The 14,199-nt window shown below is 63.4% G+C and carries 28 protein-coding genes and 2 pseudogenes; 11 read left to right on the plus strand and 19 right to left on the minus strand.

Going from position 1 to position 14,199, the window contains the following annotated elements:
- The 3 genes and pseudogenes from KBZ15_RS07195 to KBZ15_RS07205 form a co-directional block, all read right to left on the minus strand.
- Positions 1–329 (minus strand): annotated as a pseudogene (locus tag KBZ15_RS07195) (glycosyl transferase); the annotation flags it as partial.
- The gene (locus KBZ15_RS07200; protein ID WP_255014534.1) at positions 326–673 is read right to left on the minus strand and encodes a hypothetical protein; all 348 of its coding nucleotides are present in this window, start codon (positions 671–673) and stop codon (positions 326–328) included. The gene KBZ15_RS07200 and the pseudogene KBZ15_RS07195, both read right to left, overlap by 4 nt.
- Before the next feature lie 337 nt (positions 674–1,010).
- Positions 1,011–1,430, minus strand: a complete 420-nt coding sequence (locus tag KBZ15_RS07205; protein ID WP_255014535.1) for a PIN domain-containing protein — start codon at positions 1,428–1,430, stop codon at positions 1,011–1,013.
- 164 nt (positions 1,431–1,594) lie between these two features.
- Here KBZ15_RS07205 and KBZ15_RS07210 point away from each other — a divergent pair, with 164 nt between their 5' ends.
- The gene (locus tag KBZ15_RS07210) at positions 1,595–2,758 is read left to right on the plus strand and encodes an ATP-binding protein (protein ID WP_255014536.1); all 1,164 of its coding nucleotides are present in this window, start codon (positions 1,595–1,597) and stop codon (positions 2,756–2,758) included.
- Between the two features lie 49 nt (positions 2,759–2,807).
- Here the strand turns inward: KBZ15_RS07210 and KBZ15_RS07215 are convergent, their stop codons facing one another.
- From KBZ15_RS07215 to KBZ15_RS07230, 4 genes are read right to left on the minus strand one after another with little or no spacing between them, the layout of a single operon-like run.
- Positions 2,808–3,020: a hypothetical protein gene (locus KBZ15_RS07215; RefSeq protein WP_255014537.1), complete on the minus strand. Its 213-nt coding sequence runs from the start codon at positions 3,018–3,020 to the stop codon at positions 2,808–2,810.
- A gap of 15 nt (positions 3,021–3,035) precedes the next feature.
- Positions 3,036–3,143, minus strand: coding sequence for an HlyD family secretion protein (locus KBZ15_RS07220; protein ID WP_255014538.1), 108 nt, complete (start codon positions 3,141–3,143; stop codon positions 3,036–3,038).
- Positions 3,116–3,382: a hypothetical protein gene (locus tag KBZ15_RS07225; protein ID WP_255014539.1), complete on the minus strand. Its 267-nt coding sequence runs from the start codon at positions 3,380–3,382 to the stop codon at positions 3,116–3,118. The genes KBZ15_RS07220 and KBZ15_RS07225 overlap by 28 nt, the downstream gene beginning before the upstream one ends.
- Positions 3,357–3,539 carry a biotin/lipoyl-binding protein gene (locus tag KBZ15_RS07230; RefSeq protein WP_255014540.1) on the minus strand — a complete coding sequence of 61 codons (183 nt, stop codon included), beginning with the start codon at positions 3,537–3,539 and terminating at the stop codon, positions 3,357–3,359. The genes KBZ15_RS07225 and KBZ15_RS07230 overlap by 26 nt, the downstream gene beginning before the upstream one ends.
- A 534-nt stretch (positions 3,540–4,073) precedes the next feature.
- Between KBZ15_RS07230 and KBZ15_RS07235 the strand changes: the two genes are divergently transcribed.
- The 3 genes from KBZ15_RS07235 (at position 4,074) to KBZ15_RS18640 (ending at position 4,918) form a co-directional block, all read left to right on the plus strand.
- A complete protein-coding gene (locus tag KBZ15_RS07235) occupies positions 4,074–4,229 on the plus strand; it encodes a hypothetical protein (protein WP_255014541.1) in 156 nt (51 codons plus the stop codon).
- A gap of 229 nt (positions 4,230–4,458) precedes the next feature.
- The gene (locus KBZ15_RS07240) at positions 4,459–4,581 is read left to right on the plus strand and encodes a hypothetical protein (protein ID WP_255014542.1); all 123 of its coding nucleotides are present in this window, start codon (positions 4,459–4,461) and stop codon (positions 4,579–4,581) included.
- A 160-nt stretch (positions 4,582–4,741) separates the two neighbouring features.
- Positions 4,742–4,918, plus strand: a complete 177-nt coding sequence (locus KBZ15_RS18640; protein WP_396123414.1) for a ribbon-helix-helix protein, CopG family — start codon at positions 4,742–4,744, stop codon at positions 4,916–4,918.
- On the opposite strand, the gene KBZ15_RS07245 is transcribed toward KBZ15_RS18640, so the two are convergent.
- On the minus strand, positions 4,835–5,257 hold the full coding sequence (locus KBZ15_RS07245; RefSeq protein ID WP_255014543.1) for a hypothetical protein: 423 nt from the start codon (positions 5,255–5,257) through the stop codon (positions 4,835–4,837). The genes KBZ15_RS18640 and KBZ15_RS07245 overlap by 84 nt on opposite strands.
- A gap of 53 nt (positions 5,258–5,310) precedes the next feature.
- Here KBZ15_RS07245 and KBZ15_RS07250 point away from each other — a divergent pair, with 53 nt between their 5' ends.
- From KBZ15_RS07250 to KBZ15_RS07260, 3 genes are all read left to right on the plus strand, one after another.
- Positions 5,311–5,535: an AbrB/MazE/SpoVT family DNA-binding domain-containing protein gene (locus KBZ15_RS07250; RefSeq protein WP_255014544.1), complete on the plus strand. Its 225-nt coding sequence runs from the start codon at positions 5,311–5,313 to the stop codon at positions 5,533–5,535.
- On the plus strand, positions 5,532–5,966 hold the full coding sequence (locus KBZ15_RS07255) for a putative toxin-antitoxin system toxin component, PIN family (protein ID WP_255014545.1): 435 nt from the start codon (positions 5,532–5,534) through the stop codon (positions 5,964–5,966). The genes KBZ15_RS07250 and KBZ15_RS07255 overlap by 4 nt, the downstream gene beginning before the upstream one ends.
- A 316-nt stretch (positions 5,967–6,282) precedes the next feature.
- Positions 6,283–6,663: a clan AA aspartic protease gene (locus tag KBZ15_RS07260; RefSeq protein ID WP_255014546.1), complete on the plus strand. Its 381-nt coding sequence runs from the start codon at positions 6,283–6,285 to the stop codon at positions 6,661–6,663.
- A gap of 20 nt (positions 6,664–6,683) precedes the next feature.
- Here the strand turns inward: KBZ15_RS07260 and KBZ15_RS07265 are convergent, their stop codons facing one another.
- Complete coding sequence (locus tag KBZ15_RS07265) at positions 6,684–6,815, minus strand: hypothetical protein (RefSeq protein WP_255014547.1); 132 nt, start codon at positions 6,813–6,815, stop codon at positions 6,684–6,686.
- Positions 6,816–6,979: 164 nt separating this feature from the next.
- On the opposite strand from KBZ15_RS07265, the gene KBZ15_RS07270 reads away from it, so the two are divergent.
- Together KBZ15_RS07270 and KBZ15_RS07275 are read left to right on the plus strand one after the other, a co-directional pair.
- Positions 6,980–7,291: a type II toxin-antitoxin system Phd/YefM family antitoxin gene (locus KBZ15_RS07270; RefSeq protein ID WP_255014548.1), complete on the plus strand. Its 312-nt coding sequence runs from the start codon at positions 6,980–6,982 to the stop codon at positions 7,289–7,291.
- Complete coding sequence (locus KBZ15_RS07275) at positions 7,288–7,746, plus strand: type II toxin-antitoxin system VapC family toxin (RefSeq protein ID WP_255014549.1); 459 nt, start codon at positions 7,288–7,290, stop codon at positions 7,744–7,746. The genes KBZ15_RS07270 and KBZ15_RS07275 overlap by 4 nt, the downstream gene beginning before the upstream one ends.
- Positions 7,747–7,980: 234 nt before the next feature.
- On the opposite strand, the gene KBZ15_RS07280 is transcribed toward KBZ15_RS07275, so the two are convergent.
- A complete protein-coding gene (locus KBZ15_RS07280; RefSeq protein WP_255014550.1) occupies positions 7,981–8,106 on the minus strand; it encodes a hypothetical protein in 126 nt (41 codons plus the stop codon).
- 176 nt (positions 8,107–8,282) lie between these two features.
- Here KBZ15_RS07280 and KBZ15_RS07285 point away from each other — a divergent pair, with 176 nt between their 5' ends.
- Both KBZ15_RS07285 and KBZ15_RS07290 read left to right on the plus strand, forming a co-directional pair.
- Positions 8,283–8,540 (plus strand): AbrB/MazE/SpoVT family DNA-binding domain-containing protein, encoded by a 258-nt coding sequence (locus KBZ15_RS07285; protein WP_255014551.1) that lies wholly within the window; start codon positions 8,283–8,285, stop codon positions 8,538–8,540.
- 8 nt (positions 8,541–8,548) lie between these two features.
- Complete coding sequence (locus tag KBZ15_RS07290) at positions 8,549–8,938, plus strand: PIN domain-containing protein (protein WP_255014552.1); 390 nt, start codon at positions 8,549–8,551, stop codon at positions 8,936–8,938.
- 484 nt (positions 8,939–9,422) lie between these two features.
- Here the strand turns inward: KBZ15_RS07290 and mazF are convergent, their stop codons facing one another.
- From mazF to KBZ15_RS07335, 9 genes and pseudogenes are all read right to left on the minus strand, one after another.
- On the minus strand, positions 9,423–9,761 hold the full coding sequence (mazF, locus tag KBZ15_RS07295; RefSeq protein ID WP_315859859.1) for an endoribonuclease MazF: 339 nt from the start codon (positions 9,759–9,761) through the stop codon (positions 9,423–9,425).
- On the minus strand, positions 9,755–9,991 hold the full coding sequence (locus KBZ15_RS07300; protein ID WP_255014554.1) for an AbrB/MazE/SpoVT family DNA-binding domain-containing protein: 237 nt from the start codon (positions 9,989–9,991) through the stop codon (positions 9,755–9,757). The genes mazF and KBZ15_RS07300 overlap by 7 nt, the downstream gene beginning before the upstream one ends.
- 271 nt (positions 9,992–10,262) lie before the next feature.
- Entirely contained in the window at positions 10,263–10,682 is a 420-nt protein-coding gene (locus KBZ15_RS07305) for a PIN domain-containing protein (protein WP_255014555.1), read from the minus strand.
- Positions 10,683–10,976, minus strand: a complete 294-nt coding sequence (locus tag KBZ15_RS07310; protein WP_255014556.1) for a hypothetical protein — start codon at positions 10,974–10,976, stop codon at positions 10,683–10,685.
- 58 nt (positions 10,977–11,034) lie between these two features.
- Positions 11,035–11,181 carry a hypothetical protein gene (locus KBZ15_RS07315; RefSeq protein ID WP_255014557.1) on the minus strand — a complete coding sequence of 49 codons (147 nt, stop codon included), beginning with the start codon at positions 11,179–11,181 and terminating at the stop codon, positions 11,035–11,037.
- Positions 11,171–11,494, minus strand: coding sequence for a helix-turn-helix transcriptional regulator (locus KBZ15_RS07320; protein ID WP_255014558.1), 324 nt, complete (start codon positions 11,492–11,494; stop codon positions 11,171–11,173). Before KBZ15_RS07320 ends, KBZ15_RS07315 begins: the two co-directional genes overlap by 11 nt.
- Positions 11,495–11,976: 482 nt before the next feature.
- Positions 11,977–12,865: pseudogene (locus KBZ15_RS07325) on the minus strand (N-acetylmuramoyl-L-alanine amidase).
- A 138-nt stretch (positions 12,866–13,003) separates the two neighbouring features.
- Positions 13,004–13,897, minus strand: a complete 894-nt coding sequence (gene rfbD / locus KBZ15_RS07330; RefSeq protein ID WP_255014559.1) for a dTDP-4-dehydrorhamnose reductase — start codon at positions 13,895–13,897, stop codon at positions 13,004–13,006.
- Positions 13,898–13,947: 50 nt separating this feature from the next.
- Positions 13,948–14,199: GDP-mannose 4,6-dehydratase (locus KBZ15_RS07335; RefSeq protein WP_255014560.1), on the minus strand; the 252-nt coding region annotated here is incomplete at its 5' end.

Here is a 14,199-nt window from a genome sequence, read left to right on the forward strand (position 1 = left end):
CCTGGTTGCATCAGCCTGGCGAGCACACTCACCGCCAACAAACCCGGGCAGGGAAGATGCAAATGCAGCGCCTCTGAACTGGTGAGCACAGCCCATAGACGCCGCGATGGCAAAGGCAGCAAAAGCTGGCGTCCAAGCTTGATGCACGGCAGATAGCTGCGGCGGTAAGGCACCGGCAGCGAGGGGTCGTCAGCCGATGGGTCATAGGGCTGCAGGGAGATAGTGACGCACAATTTCCCCTGGGCGTGCCAGGCCACCGCAAGCTCATGGGCCACCCGCTCCACACCCCCATGGCCAGGAGGGCATTCCCGCACCAGTTGGATAATCACACCGCAACAGGGGCAACGCCGATGCGCTCGCGATGGTCGCCCCCATAGAGCGCAATCTGCTCACCGCACACCGCCTTGAGGATCACCAACAGCAGCCCAAAGGCGTGGAGCCAAGCCAGCACCACTGGCCGCTGCCGGTCTTGCTTGCTAAGTAGGGGCTGAGCTGCTCGTATGGGGGTGGTTTCTGAAAAGCTGCCCTCCGGCATCAAGGAGCCGGGCACTTGATCGGTGCTGATGGGGTGGAAGCGGAACCCCGCCTGCCTTTCCGCCGCCCCCCTCGGGCCCAGTAGTTCGATGCCGATGGCAAGCACGCGGTTAGTCCCTTGGATAAGCAGGGAGGGCATGGGCTCAATCAGGATCCCAGGAGGCTATCGGGAACGCTGGTCTCCAAACCATCCCCACGGGGCGCAGGGCGCTGGCATCCCTGCAGGCCAGACCCTTTTACCCCGCACAGATGGGCATGATTCGCGGCACCGTCCAGCTCTCCAACCCCTCCCGCCCCGGCGCCATGCAGTGACATGCAATTCCAAACCCAGCGCCGAAATCACCTTCAATACTGTTGCCAGCCAAGGCCAGCATCGCGTGCAACTAAGGCTGGATGCACTCCGAAATCGACTTGATCGAGGCCGACTTGCCTTCCAACTCGACCCCTCCGCCAACATAATGATCCTTGCGCTGAGCTCAACAGATCAGCCGCAGCCGCAACCCCGCGATGCGTTCAAAATCACCATCGCCACTGAGCATCACCGCGTCTTGGCCCAGTTGCAGGCAACAGGCCGCCTGCAGGGCATCGGGGGTGCGGAGCCCATGGTCGGCTCGCAACGTTGTGGCCTGCTCCACCACCGCTGGGCTGAGCTCTTGCCACAGCAAATCGCTGCGGGCGAAAAAGCCATCGAAGCGCTCCAAACTTGACTGATCCCCGCGCCGTAGAGGCCCCACGCGGCATTCCAGAACGCTGAGGCGGCTAAGGGCAATCGCCAGCTGGGGATGCCCATCAGCAAGGGCCTGCAGCTCATGCTTGACCGCCGAGGCCCAAGGTGGCTCACCCTCAAGCAGGTAAATCAGGGCACTGGCATCGAGAAAGGCAATCACGGCAGCCACTTACCAGTCGCGCTCGGCAGCCAGCTCAGCGTCAATGGTCGCTTTACTGCGCGGCTGGGGCGCCTGAGGTTGCATCAACAACCACTCCAAACCAGCTTTCAGGGGGCGATAGATCCATAAGATGGAAACAACTCTTTCAAATTGGCGTTGCTTCGCGCCTCCCCATGGACCCTCTGCGCAACCCCTTCGCGCCTGGAGCGGGATCCAGGCCACCTGAGCTGGCAGGGCGAGAGGAGCTGCTGGCTCAAGCCCAGCTAGCTCTGCAACGCATCCGGCTGGGGCGTTCCGAAAAGAGCCAGATGCTGCTTGGCCTGCGTGGTGTGGGCAAAACCGTTCTGCTCAATCGCATCGCCGAGCAGGCAGAAGCGTTGGGCTACGAACAGGTGCAGCTGGAGGCGCCGGAGGGCAGGCCTTTGGCGAGCTACCTCGCACCAGCCCTGAAAACCATCCTGCTGCGGCTGGATCGCGTGGAGCAGGCCCGTGTCTGGGCGGGCGAAGCGATGGCGGCCCTGCGTGGATTTGCCAGCGCCTTCAAGGTGAGCCTGGGCGATGTGAAAATCGGCTTGAGCGAGCCGCTCCGTGCAGACAGCGGCAATCTGGAAGTAGACCTTCCCGAGCTGTTGGTGGCCACTGCGCAGGCAGCCAAAGCCGCAGACACATCAGTGGCCCTGTTGATTGACGAGGTGCAATACCTCACAGAAGACGAACTGAGGGGTTTGATCGTGGCCCTCCATCGCGTGGTGCAACGCGGTCTGCCGTTGATCCTGTTCGGAGCCGGCCTGCCCCAACTCGCCGCCCTAGCTGGCGACGCGAAGTCGTACGCCGAACGCTTGTTTGATTTCCCGGCAGTGGCTGCACTCGCACCGGATGCCGCAGCGCAGGCCATCCAGGATCCCATTGAAGACGAAGGCGCCCAGATCGATGCCGATGCCCTCTCTACAATCGTGACCCTCACGCAGGGCTATCCCTACTTCCTGCAGGAATGGGGCAAACACACCTGGGCCGCAGCGCAGGGCCCCAGGATCACCTTGGCCGATGTGAATGAAGCGACTGATCAGGCCCGTGATGCGCTGGATCGCAATTTTTTCCGTGTGCGCTTTGATCGCCTCACGCCAAGAGAGCAGGTCTATCTCTACGCCATGGCACAACTCGGTGCCGGCCCCCACCGCTCCGGAGCGATCGCCGAACAGATGCAGCTGCGCGTAGAGCGCACCGGCCCCCTGCGCAGTGGACTCATCCGCAAAGGCATGATCTGGAGCCCCTCCCACGGCATGACCGCCTTCACCGTGCCGATGTTTGACACCTTCATGCGCCGGGCCATGGGCTGATCGAGCAGCAGTGCATGGGCCAGCACACTAAACCGGCAATACCGCACATTTATTGCTGCCGGATGCTCTTCACACTATCCGTCTGATCCACCAGCAAATCACTGATCAAGCTGATCACCCGCTTTTCCCGCAGCTTCAAGTTGGTGGTGATCGCCATGCCACTGCGCAGAGGGATCCGCACGCCCTGGCTCTCCAGGTAGGAGCGGTCTAGTTCCAGTTTCACCGGGAAGCGGTAGAAATTCTGAACTTCGCTTGGTTCCAATGCATCAGCGCCAATTTAGGTCACCTTGGCCTTCAGCTCTCCATAACGGGTGAAGGGGAAGGCATCCACGCGCACCTTGACCTCCTGGCCGGTTTTCACAAAGCCGATATCTTTGTTTGACACCAGCACTTCTGCATACAGCCCGCGCTGGGATCGAAAATCACCCCGTCAGCTGGCGCCACCACGTTTTGGTACTGCAGCTGCAGTTCCGCTTGCAGCAGGCGGTTGAGCATCTGGCTGATGCTCTTGCTCACCTCCAGCCGCAACTGGTCTGCCTCCAGTCGCAGCTGGCCCTGCTGCTCCAGCAGTTGCAGCCGCTGCTTGAGCGTGCGCCGCTCATCGGCCGCCTTGACACGTATCAAAACGGATCAGCAGCAGCTGGCCCTTGCGCACCGTTTGGCCATCCTTGAAGAACACCTCCGCCACCTTCCCCCCAACCGGGGTTTTCAGCTCCACACTCCCCCCGATCGACTGCAGCTGCCCCTGAACCGTAACCACCTCATCGATCTTGAACAGCACCCCGCCCAACCGTCGAGCTAAGGCCCGTCGAGCTCGAGCGCGTCAACCAACTCCGCGCCGGCTAAGTCACCCCAAAGCCGCTAGGTGCTGCCATCGGTGGTTTGGCTCTGCAGGAATTGGAGGTGCGTGTCCTACATGGGTCCCCTGCTGCGGCCCCAACATCCCGGTGAGCCTGGCCGATCGCCGCCGCCGGCTGGGGCTGGGCTAAAAGCGTCCAAAATCTGTACAACCTGTACAGATTTCCTGACACCCCCAAGCAACGCCCTTGACCCAGGGTCATTCCCCTTCTGACCCTTCGGGTTCAGGCAGCTAGCGCTCAATCGCGCCGCAGCAGCTCTGGCCGCAGATCGAGGCCTTGGATCCGGCCGTCCGCCTGGCCCGTGATTCCACGGATGCGCTAATAGTTTGCCTGTACCATCCTGGGCTCAGGGTCTGGGCTGGCTACGGTGGTTTTGGGATTTGACCGTCAAGGCTGGATCACGGTTTTTGCCGCCCTGCTCCTCGCCCTGATCACGCTGTTTACCAATTACACCCATGTCGACCTCCTGGGAGCCACTTCCGTCGACCTACCGCAGCAAGCAGGAATTCCTTGCATCGCTGCCGCCGTGGCGGCGGCTGTTGCAGAAGCTGAATTGGCATCCAACGATCGACGTCGACGTGGAGCGCTACGCGATCGAGCAGCGGCTGTAGCCGAAGGCCGGCGGAGCCGATAACGACTCGAGAAAGAGGACGAGCGGCTCGACGAGCTCAGCAGCAAGCTCAGTGCAATCTTGTCCAGCTCCGGCACCAGCTCGACCCCTCCGAACGCAACTCAAGGCGAGTCCGAGATGTGATCTCGCTGCTGGAGGAGTACGGCGGAATGGCTTGAACGCATCCATGGCGGGCATCCCTGCAGGCAAGACCCCTATAACCTGATCAGATGGGCTTGATTCACGGCACCGTTCAGCTCTCCAACCCCACCCGCCCCGAACCGCAGGAATGGAGGTGCGTGTCCTACATGAGTCTCCTGCTGCGGCCCCAGCATCCCGGTGAGCCTGGCTGATCGCCCCCGCCGGCTGGGGCTGAGCTGAAAGCGTCCAAAATCTGTACAACCTGTACAGATTTCCTGACACCCCCAAGCAACGCGCCTGATCCAAGGACATTCCCCTTCTGACCCTTCGGGTTCAATCAGCGAGGGAATCGAGAGGCATGGCCACGTCCGGCTGCCTGATCGCCTCAGCGAGCGCCTTGACCTGCTTGCCTCCTCCGAGGGGCTCACCAAGACCGACGTATTCCGACGAGCTCTTGCCCTATACCTACTGGTCAAGGAGCGGGAGGAGGCTGGTGCCACGCTCCAGTTCGTGAAGGACGATCAGCGGGAAACATTGGTAAGCATCTGAACAGATGGCCGACCCCAACGCTGATGCGCTGAACACCCGGATGATCGCCGGCAAAGGCATCGGCTTGAAGTCAATGCCATCCGCTTGATCGGCGCCATTGCAGCGTTTTCCGCCTTGATCCTGGTTCTGAGCTTTTTTCGACCCGTCCCCGAGAAGTGAGCCGACTGGGCTGCCGGTGTTCTGCAACTTGTGCTCGGCGGGGCGGTTGGGTTTGCGCTGTAGCCAAAGGCCCGCGCAGCGGTAGCGCTCCTCCTGAGTATCTAAGGTGGCATGTGGTGATTGCTGTGCGCGGGCCGCAGGGGCTTCCGTGTGGAGTGCTCGTGCGGTTCGCCTGGCCATCCAGCAGCGGCAAGGAAACTCCTAGAGTAAGGATTCCTTCGCAGGGCAGAGCCATGGTTGTTGCCAAGCGCACCAGCAAAAACCAGCTCACCCTTCCCAAGGCCGTGGTGGAACAGACGGGCCAGGCCGACTACTACGACGTCACCTGCGACAACGGCCGCATAGTGCTCACGCCGCTCCACCCCGGTGGAGCCACGGCGGTGCGTGCCCGTCTGGCGGAGCTCGGGATCAGCGAAGCCGATGTGGCCGATGCAGTGAAATGGGCCCGCCAGACTTGAACCGTGATCCGATCGGAGCGGTGCTCGACACCAATGTATTGCTTTCAGCGCTGTTGTTCGCCAATGGCCGACTCAGTTGGTTGCGGCCCTGCTGGCAGCGCGATGCGTTGATTCCTGTTGTGGCTGAACCCACGGTGCGAGAGCTATTACGGGTTTTGGCCTATTCCAAATTCAGACTGAACCCAGCGGATCGAGAGCGCCTGCTGGAAGATCTACTGCCGTGGTGTGAAAGCTGGACGGGTCCCATCCCTGCAAGCTCCCACCGCGTGCGAGACCCCCATGATCAGGTCTTCCTGGATCTGGCTCTGGCTGCAGCCACGCCTGTGCTGGTGAGTAGCGATGCCGACTTGCTAGCCCTTCAGGGATCGGTGAATCCCCTGTTGATCCTCAGCCCAGCCGACTTCCAGGCGTGGCTGGATAGTTCCCGCTGATCAGGAAATGCGCGCCACCTTAGAAGTGAACAGATGGCACTCAAGAGCTGCCTAGCAACGAGCTTGACCCAGGGTCATTCCCCTTCGAACCCTTCGGGTTCAATCAGCGAGGGAATCGAGAGCCATGGCCACGTCCGGGGAGGCCGTGATTCCACGGATGCCCTGATAGATCGCGCAGCAACCGCCGGTTACCAGGACACGGTGATCCCATGGGCTCAATTAGGCCGGCAGGAGGCCACCGGGGAATGCTGTACTCCAAACCAGCCCCACCGGGCGGTGGCATTACTACGGAGGAAACCCCCTTTACCCTGATCAGATGGGCTTGATTCACGGCACCGTTCAGCTCTCCAACCCCACCCGCCCCGAGCTGCAGGGATTGGAGGTGCGCGCCCTGGCCGATTCCGGCGCCGTGCACCTCTGCATCCCTGAGCACATCGCCATCCAGCTACAACTGCGGGAGCTGGAACAGCGCGAAGTCATCCTTGCCGATGGGCGCCGCCGCACGGTGCCCTACATGGGCCCCATTGAGGTGAGCTTCGCCAACCGCCGCTGCTTCACCGGCGCCATGGTGCTGGGCAACGAGGTGCTGCTGGGAGCCATCCCCATGGAAGACATGGATCTGGTGCTGCGGCCCCAGCTGCAGTCGATCACCGTAAACCCGGAGAGCCCCAATATCCCGGTTAGCCTAGCCAAGTAGGCCGATCGCATGACGCAAGGTCAGGTTGGAATGCCATCCCCCACGGTCATGCGAGTGCGGCCTTTGGCGGTGCCTGGCTGGGCTCCGTTGCGTCGCTCGCCCTGGAACTGCCATCGGTGGTGGTACCCCAGACCCCAGACAAGCCAGGGCATCCCGGCAGACTTCGTGATTGCCGCCGTGCACCGGCCGGCAAAAGTCAGTGCGCCGCTTCATCGAGCTCGCGGCTGAAGGCCTTCAATGTGGTGGCCAAGCCGGAGAATCCGCCCACCAATCCGCGGTCAGACTAGAATTCTGGTCAGAAGCGTTCGTCGTGGCCGTGACACAGCCGGTATCCCTGTCTGAGGCCAAGGCTCAGCTGGCGGGCCTTGTGCACGCAGCCGAGGGTGGTGAGGTGGTGCACATCTCACGCCACGGCAAACCTGTGGCGGTGTTGCTCTCCGAGCAGGCCTATGCGGCTCTCCAGGGCCAGCAGCAGCGCTCAAAGCTGTGGGAGGCCATCGCGCAATGGCGTTCGGCCGGTCAGCCCAGCCATCCGGACGACTGGCCTGTGGCTTCTGGTGTGACTGGAGAGGAGTCTGTCAACAGCTGGCGTGACCGTTCGGTCGGCCGCGAGGTATGGCTGGCGTGAACGTTCTGCTCGACACCAACATGTTGTCCGAACCGATGCGGGAGCGGCCGGATGCCGTGGTGATGGCAGAGCTTGAGCAGGGTGGTCATAGCCTGCAGACAGCCAGCCTGGTGATTCATGAGCTGAGCTATGGGATCCAGCGCTTGGCCGACGGCCGCAGAAAAGACAGGTTCCGCAGTTATCTGCAGAACCTGCTCTCAAGCGGCCTGCCTGTGCTGCCTTACGACCATGCTGCGGCGCTCTGGCATGGCGAACAGCGCGCTCGCCTTGAGGCACGTGGATTGCGGCCTGCCTTTGCTGATGGTCAGATCGCCGCGATTGCTGCAACCCAGGGCCTGGTGCTTGTGACACGCAACATCAGCGATTTTGCGGCGTTTGATGGGCTGCAGCTGCTCAACTGGTTCTCTTCGCCATGCCCCCCTGATAACCCCTTTACCCTGACCAGATGGGCTTGATTCATGGCACCGTCCAGCTCTCCAACCCCAGCCGCCCCGAACCGCAGGAATGGAGGTGCGTGTCCTACATGGGTCTCCTGCTGCGGCCCCAGCATCCCGGTGAGCCTGGCTGATCGCCCCCGCCGGCTGGGGCTGAGCTGAAAGCGTCCAAAATCTGTACAGCCTGTACAGATTTCCTGACACCCCCAAGCAACGCGCTTGACCCAGGGTCATTCCCCTTCTGACCCTTTTGGTTCAATCAGCGAGGGAATCGAGAGCCATGGCCACGTCCGGGAAGGCCGCAAGGCTGCAGCGGCTGCTGTGTGCCAGCCGCAACACCTCTGCGCGTTGCATCAGCGCCGTCGCTTCTGGGAGCACCAACAGGTGCCGCCGCAAGTCGGTGCTGCCCAGCGGGCTTGATTGAGCAACAGGGCTTCCAAACAATGGAGCCATTCAGGTTTTGGCGGCCCGGGAGAAGCGGCCATTTGCCGTTGGACAAGCCGAAGCCATGAATGATCAAAGCTAGGATTTGGTAATTCACGCGCCGGGATTCGGCCATGCGCAGCACCATCACAGCGCGCGGGCAAACCGTGATCCCGGCCGCCATTCGGACGCGCTTCTCCCTCGGGCCAGCCCAGCGCCTGGAATGGACCGTGGAGGCCGATGGCTCCATCCGGGTGGTACCGGTGGATCCCTCCCCTGTTAAAGCCTTCCGTGGGATGGGCCGCCGTAGCGGCTCCAGCCAACGCCTGCTGGCCGATCGCGAAGCCGAGCGGCTGGCCGAGCAAGCGACAGGCCAACTGCCAGATGAATGACCCGCCAAATGGGATCACTTCTCCTGCTCGACACCTCGGCGCTGCTTACCCTGCGCGACGACGAACCGGGCGCCGAACGGGTCGAACAGGCCTTGGAGCAACCCGACCGCTGCTACGCCTGCTTTCTAAGCCGGATGGAGGTGCTCTACCGCGTCTGGAAAGACGAGGGCGAGCGCGCCGGCCGCCTGGCCTATGAGCAACTCAAGGCCCTGCCGCTGCGCTGGGTGGAGGCCTCAGAGCCTCTTCTGGAACAAGCGGCCAGCCTCAAGGCGCGTCAGTCGCTCTCGTTGGCCGATGCCTGGATCGCTGCGGCGGCGCAGCAGGTGGGCGCCACCCTGTTGCACAAGGATCCCGAGTTCCGCGCGATTGTCGATCTTCCGCAGGAGTGGCTCAGTTGATCGCTGGCCCCGGCTGGGGCTGAGCTGAAAGCGTCCAAAATCTGTACAGCCTGTACAGATTTCCTGACGCCCCCAAGCAAAGCGCTGTGAGACCTGGCTGGCCCTGGGTCATTCCCCTTCGAACCCTCCGGGTTCAGGCAGCCAATCGAGAGGCATGGCCACGTCCGGGAAGGCAGTGATTCCACGGATGCTTTGATAGTTTGCCTGTACTATCCTGAGCTCAGGGTTTGGGCTAACTGCGGTGGCTTTGGTATTTGACCGTCAAGGCTGGATCACGGTTTTTGCCGCCCTGCTCCTCGCCCTGATCACACTGTTTACCAATTACACCTGTTTACCAATTACACCTGTTTACCAATTACACCCGTTTACCAATTACACCCATGTCGACCTCCTGGGAGCCGCTTCCGTCGACCTACCGCAGCAAGCCCGGATGCCAGCGCAGCTGCGGACGGATCCGAGGGGAGTTTTCTCCGTCCGCTGGTTGTTATGGGCTCCTCAACAGCGCTCCCACCAGCTGCAGCACCCGCTCCACAACCGCAATCGGAGCCTTGGCAATCAGCTCAGCCTCTCGGCTGCGCCAGTCCAGGCTGCGCAGTTGATCCGCCAGCACCACCCCCTGCACCGGCCCCCCTTCCGGCAGCGCCACTTCAAATGGGTATCCCTTCACCCTGCTGGTGATGGGACACACCAAGGCAAGGCCAACCTTGCTGTTGTACGTCGATGGCGACACCACCAATGCCGGGCGGCGTCCAGCCTGTTCACGCCCACTCTGTGGTGTGAAGCTGAGCCAGATCAGATCTCCGCGCTCCGGTGCTCTCACCACACTTCCGCACCGCTGGCCTCACCCCAGTCAGTTGTGCTGTGTTGGTTTTCAGCCGTGATCTCAGCCAGTAGGGCCTCCAGGTGGATCGCCTCTGCGGGCCTGGCGAGCAAGGCACCGGCCTCCACCTTCAGCTCCATTTCACTGCCGGAGCCCACACCCAGCTCGGCGGCATAGGCCTTGGGGATCCTTAGCCCCAGGCTGTTGCCCCAGGCCTGCACCTTCACTTTCACCGCAGCTCAGCCCGAATAGCCAAAGTATATCCATAGTTCTCGCGGCATGGTGACCACCTCCCGCCCGACTTCCGTTGGCTGCGCCCCGCCACCACCCTGATCACGGCTCCGGTGCATCTGGATCAACACTGTTCAGGAATCTGTACAGCCCGTACAGATTTTCAGACACTCCCAAACAAAACTTCCCGTAATTCCGCAGACGGGCCGGCGCAGCGCAAGCCGCTAGATGCGGGCAGAGTCGCCCACCTACGGCAGCCAAGGATGACTGAGATCAACGGATCAGACGCAGCCGCAACCCCGCAATGCGTTCAAAATCGCCATCGCCACTGAGCATCACCCCGTCTTGGCCCAGTTGCAGGCAACAGGCCGCCTGCAGGGCATCGGGGGTGCGGAGCCCATGCTGGGCTCGCAACGTTGTGGCCTGCTCCACCACCGCTGGGCTGAGCTCTTGCCACAGCAAATCGCTGCGAGCGAAAAAACCATCGAAGCGCTCCAAACTTGACTGATCCCCGCGCCGTAGGGGCCCCACGCGGCATTCCAGAACGCTGAGGCGGCTAAGGGCAATCGCCAGCTGGGGATGCCCATCAGCAAGGGCCTGTAGCTCATGCTTGACCGCCGAGGCCCAAGGTGGCTCACCCTCAAGCAGGTAAATCAGGGCACTGGCATCGAGAAAGGCAATCACGGCAGCCACTCACCAGTCGCGCTCGGCAGCCAGCTCGGCGTCAATGGTCGCTTTACTGCGCGGCTGGGGCGCCTGAGGTTGCATCAACAACCACTCCAAAGCAGATATTTTGGGCCTGGCGGCCTGATCAGCCTGACGTTGCAGCTGCCGGTAGTGCTGCTCACTCAACACCACCGCAGCAGGCTGATTACGTTTCAACAGGTGCACTGGTCCGCGCTGCAGGGCCTGTTCGATCGCCACGATGCCGCGGCGCTTGAGCTCGGCGGAGGTAAGCACATTGGCCAGGAGGTTCGGGTCTGCCATGGCGACACGCCCAGCGGTCCTTTCACTTTAGTACTGAAAACCATACGGACTGCCATGGTCATGCGCGGCTAGCCAGGGGTTTACGGCCCCAGCCGCAGTCGATCACCACTGGCAATTTGACCTGGGCGCCGGCCAGCGACAGCCACAGCGCGCTGTACTGAAATTGCAGCCACACCTCCAGGCCGGTGGTGCTCTCACTGGCCACTGCTTCCCTCGCAATTGCTTTCCTCGCAACGGCTTTCCTCGCAGTTACTGTCGTTGTCCATTTGCAGCGTTCCGCCCAGGGCGTCAATCACCCGCAGCACAAGCTCCAGTCGCACCGTTGGCTTGCCGGCCTCAAGCTCCACCACAAAGCGCAACCCAACCCCAGCCGCCAGAGCCAGATCGGCCTGGGTGAGCCCAAGCGCTTGGCGCGTCACCCAAAAGGCGGCCCCCAGGTCGCGCACCGAGTGGATCGCCGTTATCGCCCGATGCTCTGCTTGATCCCGAACGGGAACAACAGATTGGAGAGGGGCCATGGCTCCCTGGGATTTACCGATCAGGAGCATTGCCGGATCCCAGGGCGAATTGGCGCCTGATTATCCCGATCGGGGTCGAGTGCCCAGGCCTGCGCCCCGGCGCGAAGCCCTACGAAGAACTTTCGAGCCAACGGCCAACCCGAAACCCTCAGCGCTGAGCCCCGACATCCTGGCCTTGCCCTGAAGCCCGTGGCGGGCGATTTCGCCGATGGCGTGATCGCTTTCGATGGCAGACAGCTGGGAGGCCAGCGAACCGGTGCATCTGCTCGGCCAGCAGGCTCGCCTGGAGGCGCTCAATCCACATGGTGGCAATCCTTGCAAATCAGGACTCAGGCTCCGGATTTGCAGGGATAAAGCTGGGGCGTGGTGCCTGCTTGCGCGCGGAGGTCTCCAGGATTCTGTACGAACTGTACTGAATTTCTGACAGTGCCTGAACTGACCGCTCCCAGTTCCAAACCCAGTTCCGAACCCAGAATTGCCCCTCAGCCGCCGCGGCGCTCGGCCAGGGCAAAGGGATCGAAGCTGGCGCTGATCCCAAACTCCTCGGCAAACTCCAGCACCCGACACCAGGCCCGCCCCTCGCGCAGGATCCCCCGCAGGATTACCGGCGCCAGGGCCTGCTGCAGCGTGATCTCCACCAGCGGCCAGCCCACCGAAGCCTGCACCGCATCCTCCCGGAAAAGCGGCACCACATCGAGGGCGCCCACAAGAATCCGGCGCCGCGGCCCATCCCACTCAAACGCAAGCCCGTAGCGCTCCAGCAGCTCGGCGGCCAGGGCCCAACTGCTGCCGTGTATCGATCGCGGTAGCCAGGGGCTCGCCGCGCGCCTGGATGGCGCTGCTGCGCACAAACTGCAAAGGCGCAGGCGCCGTCTCCGCACCCGTCTCGCCCCGCAGGATCTGGCGCACCCGCTGGCGCAACTGCTCACCGCCGGTGGGCGGGCCGCCCTTCTCCAGCTGCAGCAGGTCCCAACGCTCGCCGGTGCCGCCCCAGATCACTGGGCCGTAGTTGTCGTGGGGCTGGCGCCCGTCGCGGTTGGCGGCGGCCTCGGCGTGGGTCATCAGCCGCTGGATGGTGATGGCGCCTGCATCCCAGCCCCAACTGCGGGCCACGGCGGCGGCCTCCTGGCAGAGGGCCTCCAGCTGCAAGGGGGTGGGCGGAATGGTCCAGGGATCGGGGCGCCCGCCCATGCAGGCGCAGCTCAGGGCAATCGCATTGCTGTTGCGCCGCCAGGTGTGGGCTGGCAGGTCCACCGCGTAGCTGTGCAGCCGCTGCACCTGGCCATCGCCGCGAATAATCGAGTGGTAGAGCCCGCTGCGCACCCAGGTGTAGGCCGTCGCGGCCCAGTGCAGATAGATAGTGGCGGCCATCGCCGTTTGTTTGCTTGCTTGGCGCCCCCTTCGGCTAGCCAATGGATGGTCAAGACTAGGGATTGGCAAAGGGATTAGCAATTCGCCCTGACCAATTACGGCCATGGGCACAACGACAGCAGCAGGCTGCCCCCCGGCTCAGCTCGCCAGCCTCACCTGGGCCAACACCTCAGCCAACACTTGGGCCAGGGCCGCTCGCCAATGTTGGGGCTTGAGCCCGAGGGCGGCCCGGCTGGCGCTGCAGTCGAGCAAGGAGTAGCTGGGGCGCTGGGCTGGGGTGGGGTATTCGGCGCTGGTGAGGGGCCGCACGCTGGCGGCCCGCTCCAGCAGGCCAGCCGCCACGCCCAGCTCGCCGATCGCCACCGCGAAGTCATACCAACTGGCCGCACCGGCATCGCTCCAGTGCAAAATCCGCAGTTGGTCCCCGCCGGCGGCGGCCCCCAGCCCGATCGCCCGCCAGCAGGCCGCCGCCAGGGTGTGGGTGCTGGTGGGGCAACCCACCTGGTCGGCCACCACGCCGATCTGGGGCCGCTCGCGGTGGAGCCGCAGCATGGTGCGGCAAAAGTTCTGACCAACCGGGCCATATACCCAGCTGGTGCGCAGCACCCGGGCACCGGCCAACTGCAGCGCCGCCACCTCGCCGGCGGCCTTGCTGGCGCCATACACCCCGAGCGGATCGAGGGGCTGGTCGGGGCGGTAGGGGGAACCCTGGGCGCCGTTGAAGACAAAGTCTGTGCTCACCTGCAGCAACCGGCCCCCCGTGGACGCCAGCGCTTCAGCAAAGGCTGCCGGGGCGCCGCCATTGACGGCCTGGGCCAGCTCCGGCTCGCTTTCGGCCCTATCCACCGCCGTATAAGCCCCGGCATTGAGCACCCAGGCCGGCCTGTGCTCCAACACCGCTGCGGCGCAGGCCTGCGGATCGGCCAGGTCCAGCTCGGCCCGGCCGCAGGCAATCAGCCCTACCCCCTCGGGCCTGGAGTGGATCAGGGCCTGGCCCAGCTGGCCGGCGGCGCCGGTGAGCAATACCTTCACAGGTTGTACGGGGTACACGAGAGGGGCTAGGTCTGGGTCTAGGCAGAGGGCTAGGAAGCCGCCGCCCTGGTGCCGATCCGCTGGCCCTGGTAGCCGGCCTGGGCCTGCACCCGCCCACACCAGGCCAAGTTGTCGAGATACCAGCGCACCGTTGCCCCAAGGCCCTCTTCGAAGCTGTGGCCAGGCCGCCAACCCAGTTCGCTGGTGATCTTGGCCGCATCGATCGCGTAGCGCCGGTCGTGGCCGGGGCGATCGGTCACCGGCGTGATCAGGCGTCCATGGGGGGCGCCCTCGGGCCGCAG

This window comes from Cyanobium sp. BA20m-p-22 (genome assembly GCF_024346275.1).
GTDB lineage: Bacteria > Cyanobacteriota > Cyanobacteriia > PCC-6307 > Cyanobiaceae > Cyanobium_A.

Excerpts from the sequence above, each read along its gene's own strand:
- KBZ15_RS07200 (WP_255014534.1), bottom strand. The coding sequence starts at position 673 with ATGCCCTCCCTGCTTATCCAAGGGACTAACCGCGTGCTTGCCATCGGC.
- KBZ15_RS07210 (WP_255014536.1), top strand. The coding sequence starts at position 1,595 with ATGGACCCTCTGCGCAACCCCTTCGCGCCTGGAGCGGGATCCAGGCCA.
- KBZ15_RS07235 (WP_255014541.1), top strand. The coding sequence starts at position 4,074 with ATGTCGACCTCCTGGGAGCCACTTCCGTCGACCTACCGCAGCAAGCAG.
- KBZ15_RS07240 (WP_255014542.1), top strand. The coding sequence starts at position 4,459 with ATGGGCTTGATTCACGGCACCGTTCAGCTCTCCAACCCCACCCGCCCC.
- KBZ15_RS07245 (WP_255014543.1), bottom strand. The coding sequence starts at position 5,257 with ATGGCCAGGCGAACCGCACGAGCACTCCACACGGAAGCCCCTGCGGCC.
- KBZ15_RS07250 (WP_255014544.1), top strand. The coding sequence starts at position 5,311 with ATGGTTGTTGCCAAGCGCACCAGCAAAAACCAGCTCACCCTTCCCAAG.
- KBZ15_RS07260 (WP_255014546.1), top strand. The coding sequence starts at position 6,283 with ATGGGCTTGATTCACGGCACCGTTCAGCTCTCCAACCCCACCCGCCCC.
- KBZ15_RS07265 (WP_255014547.1), bottom strand. The coding sequence starts at position 6,815 with ATGCCCTGGCTTGTCTGGGGTCTGGGGTACCACCACCGATGGCAGTTC.
- KBZ15_RS07285 (WP_255014551.1), top strand. The coding sequence starts at position 8,283 with ATGCGCAGCACCATCACAGCGCGCGGGCAAACCGTGATCCCGGCCGCC.
- KBZ15_RS07290 (WP_255014552.1), top strand. The coding sequence starts at position 8,549 with ATGGGATCACTTCTCCTGCTCGACACCTCGGCGCTGCTTACCCTGCGC.
- KBZ15_RS07310 (WP_255014556.1), bottom strand. The coding sequence starts at position 10,976 with ATGGCAGACCCGAACCTCCTGGCCAATGTGCTTACCTCCGCCGAGCTC.
- KBZ15_RS07320 (WP_255014558.1), bottom strand. The coding sequence starts at position 11,494 with ATGGCCCCTCTCCAATCTGTTGTTCCCGTTCGGGATCAAGCAGAGCAT.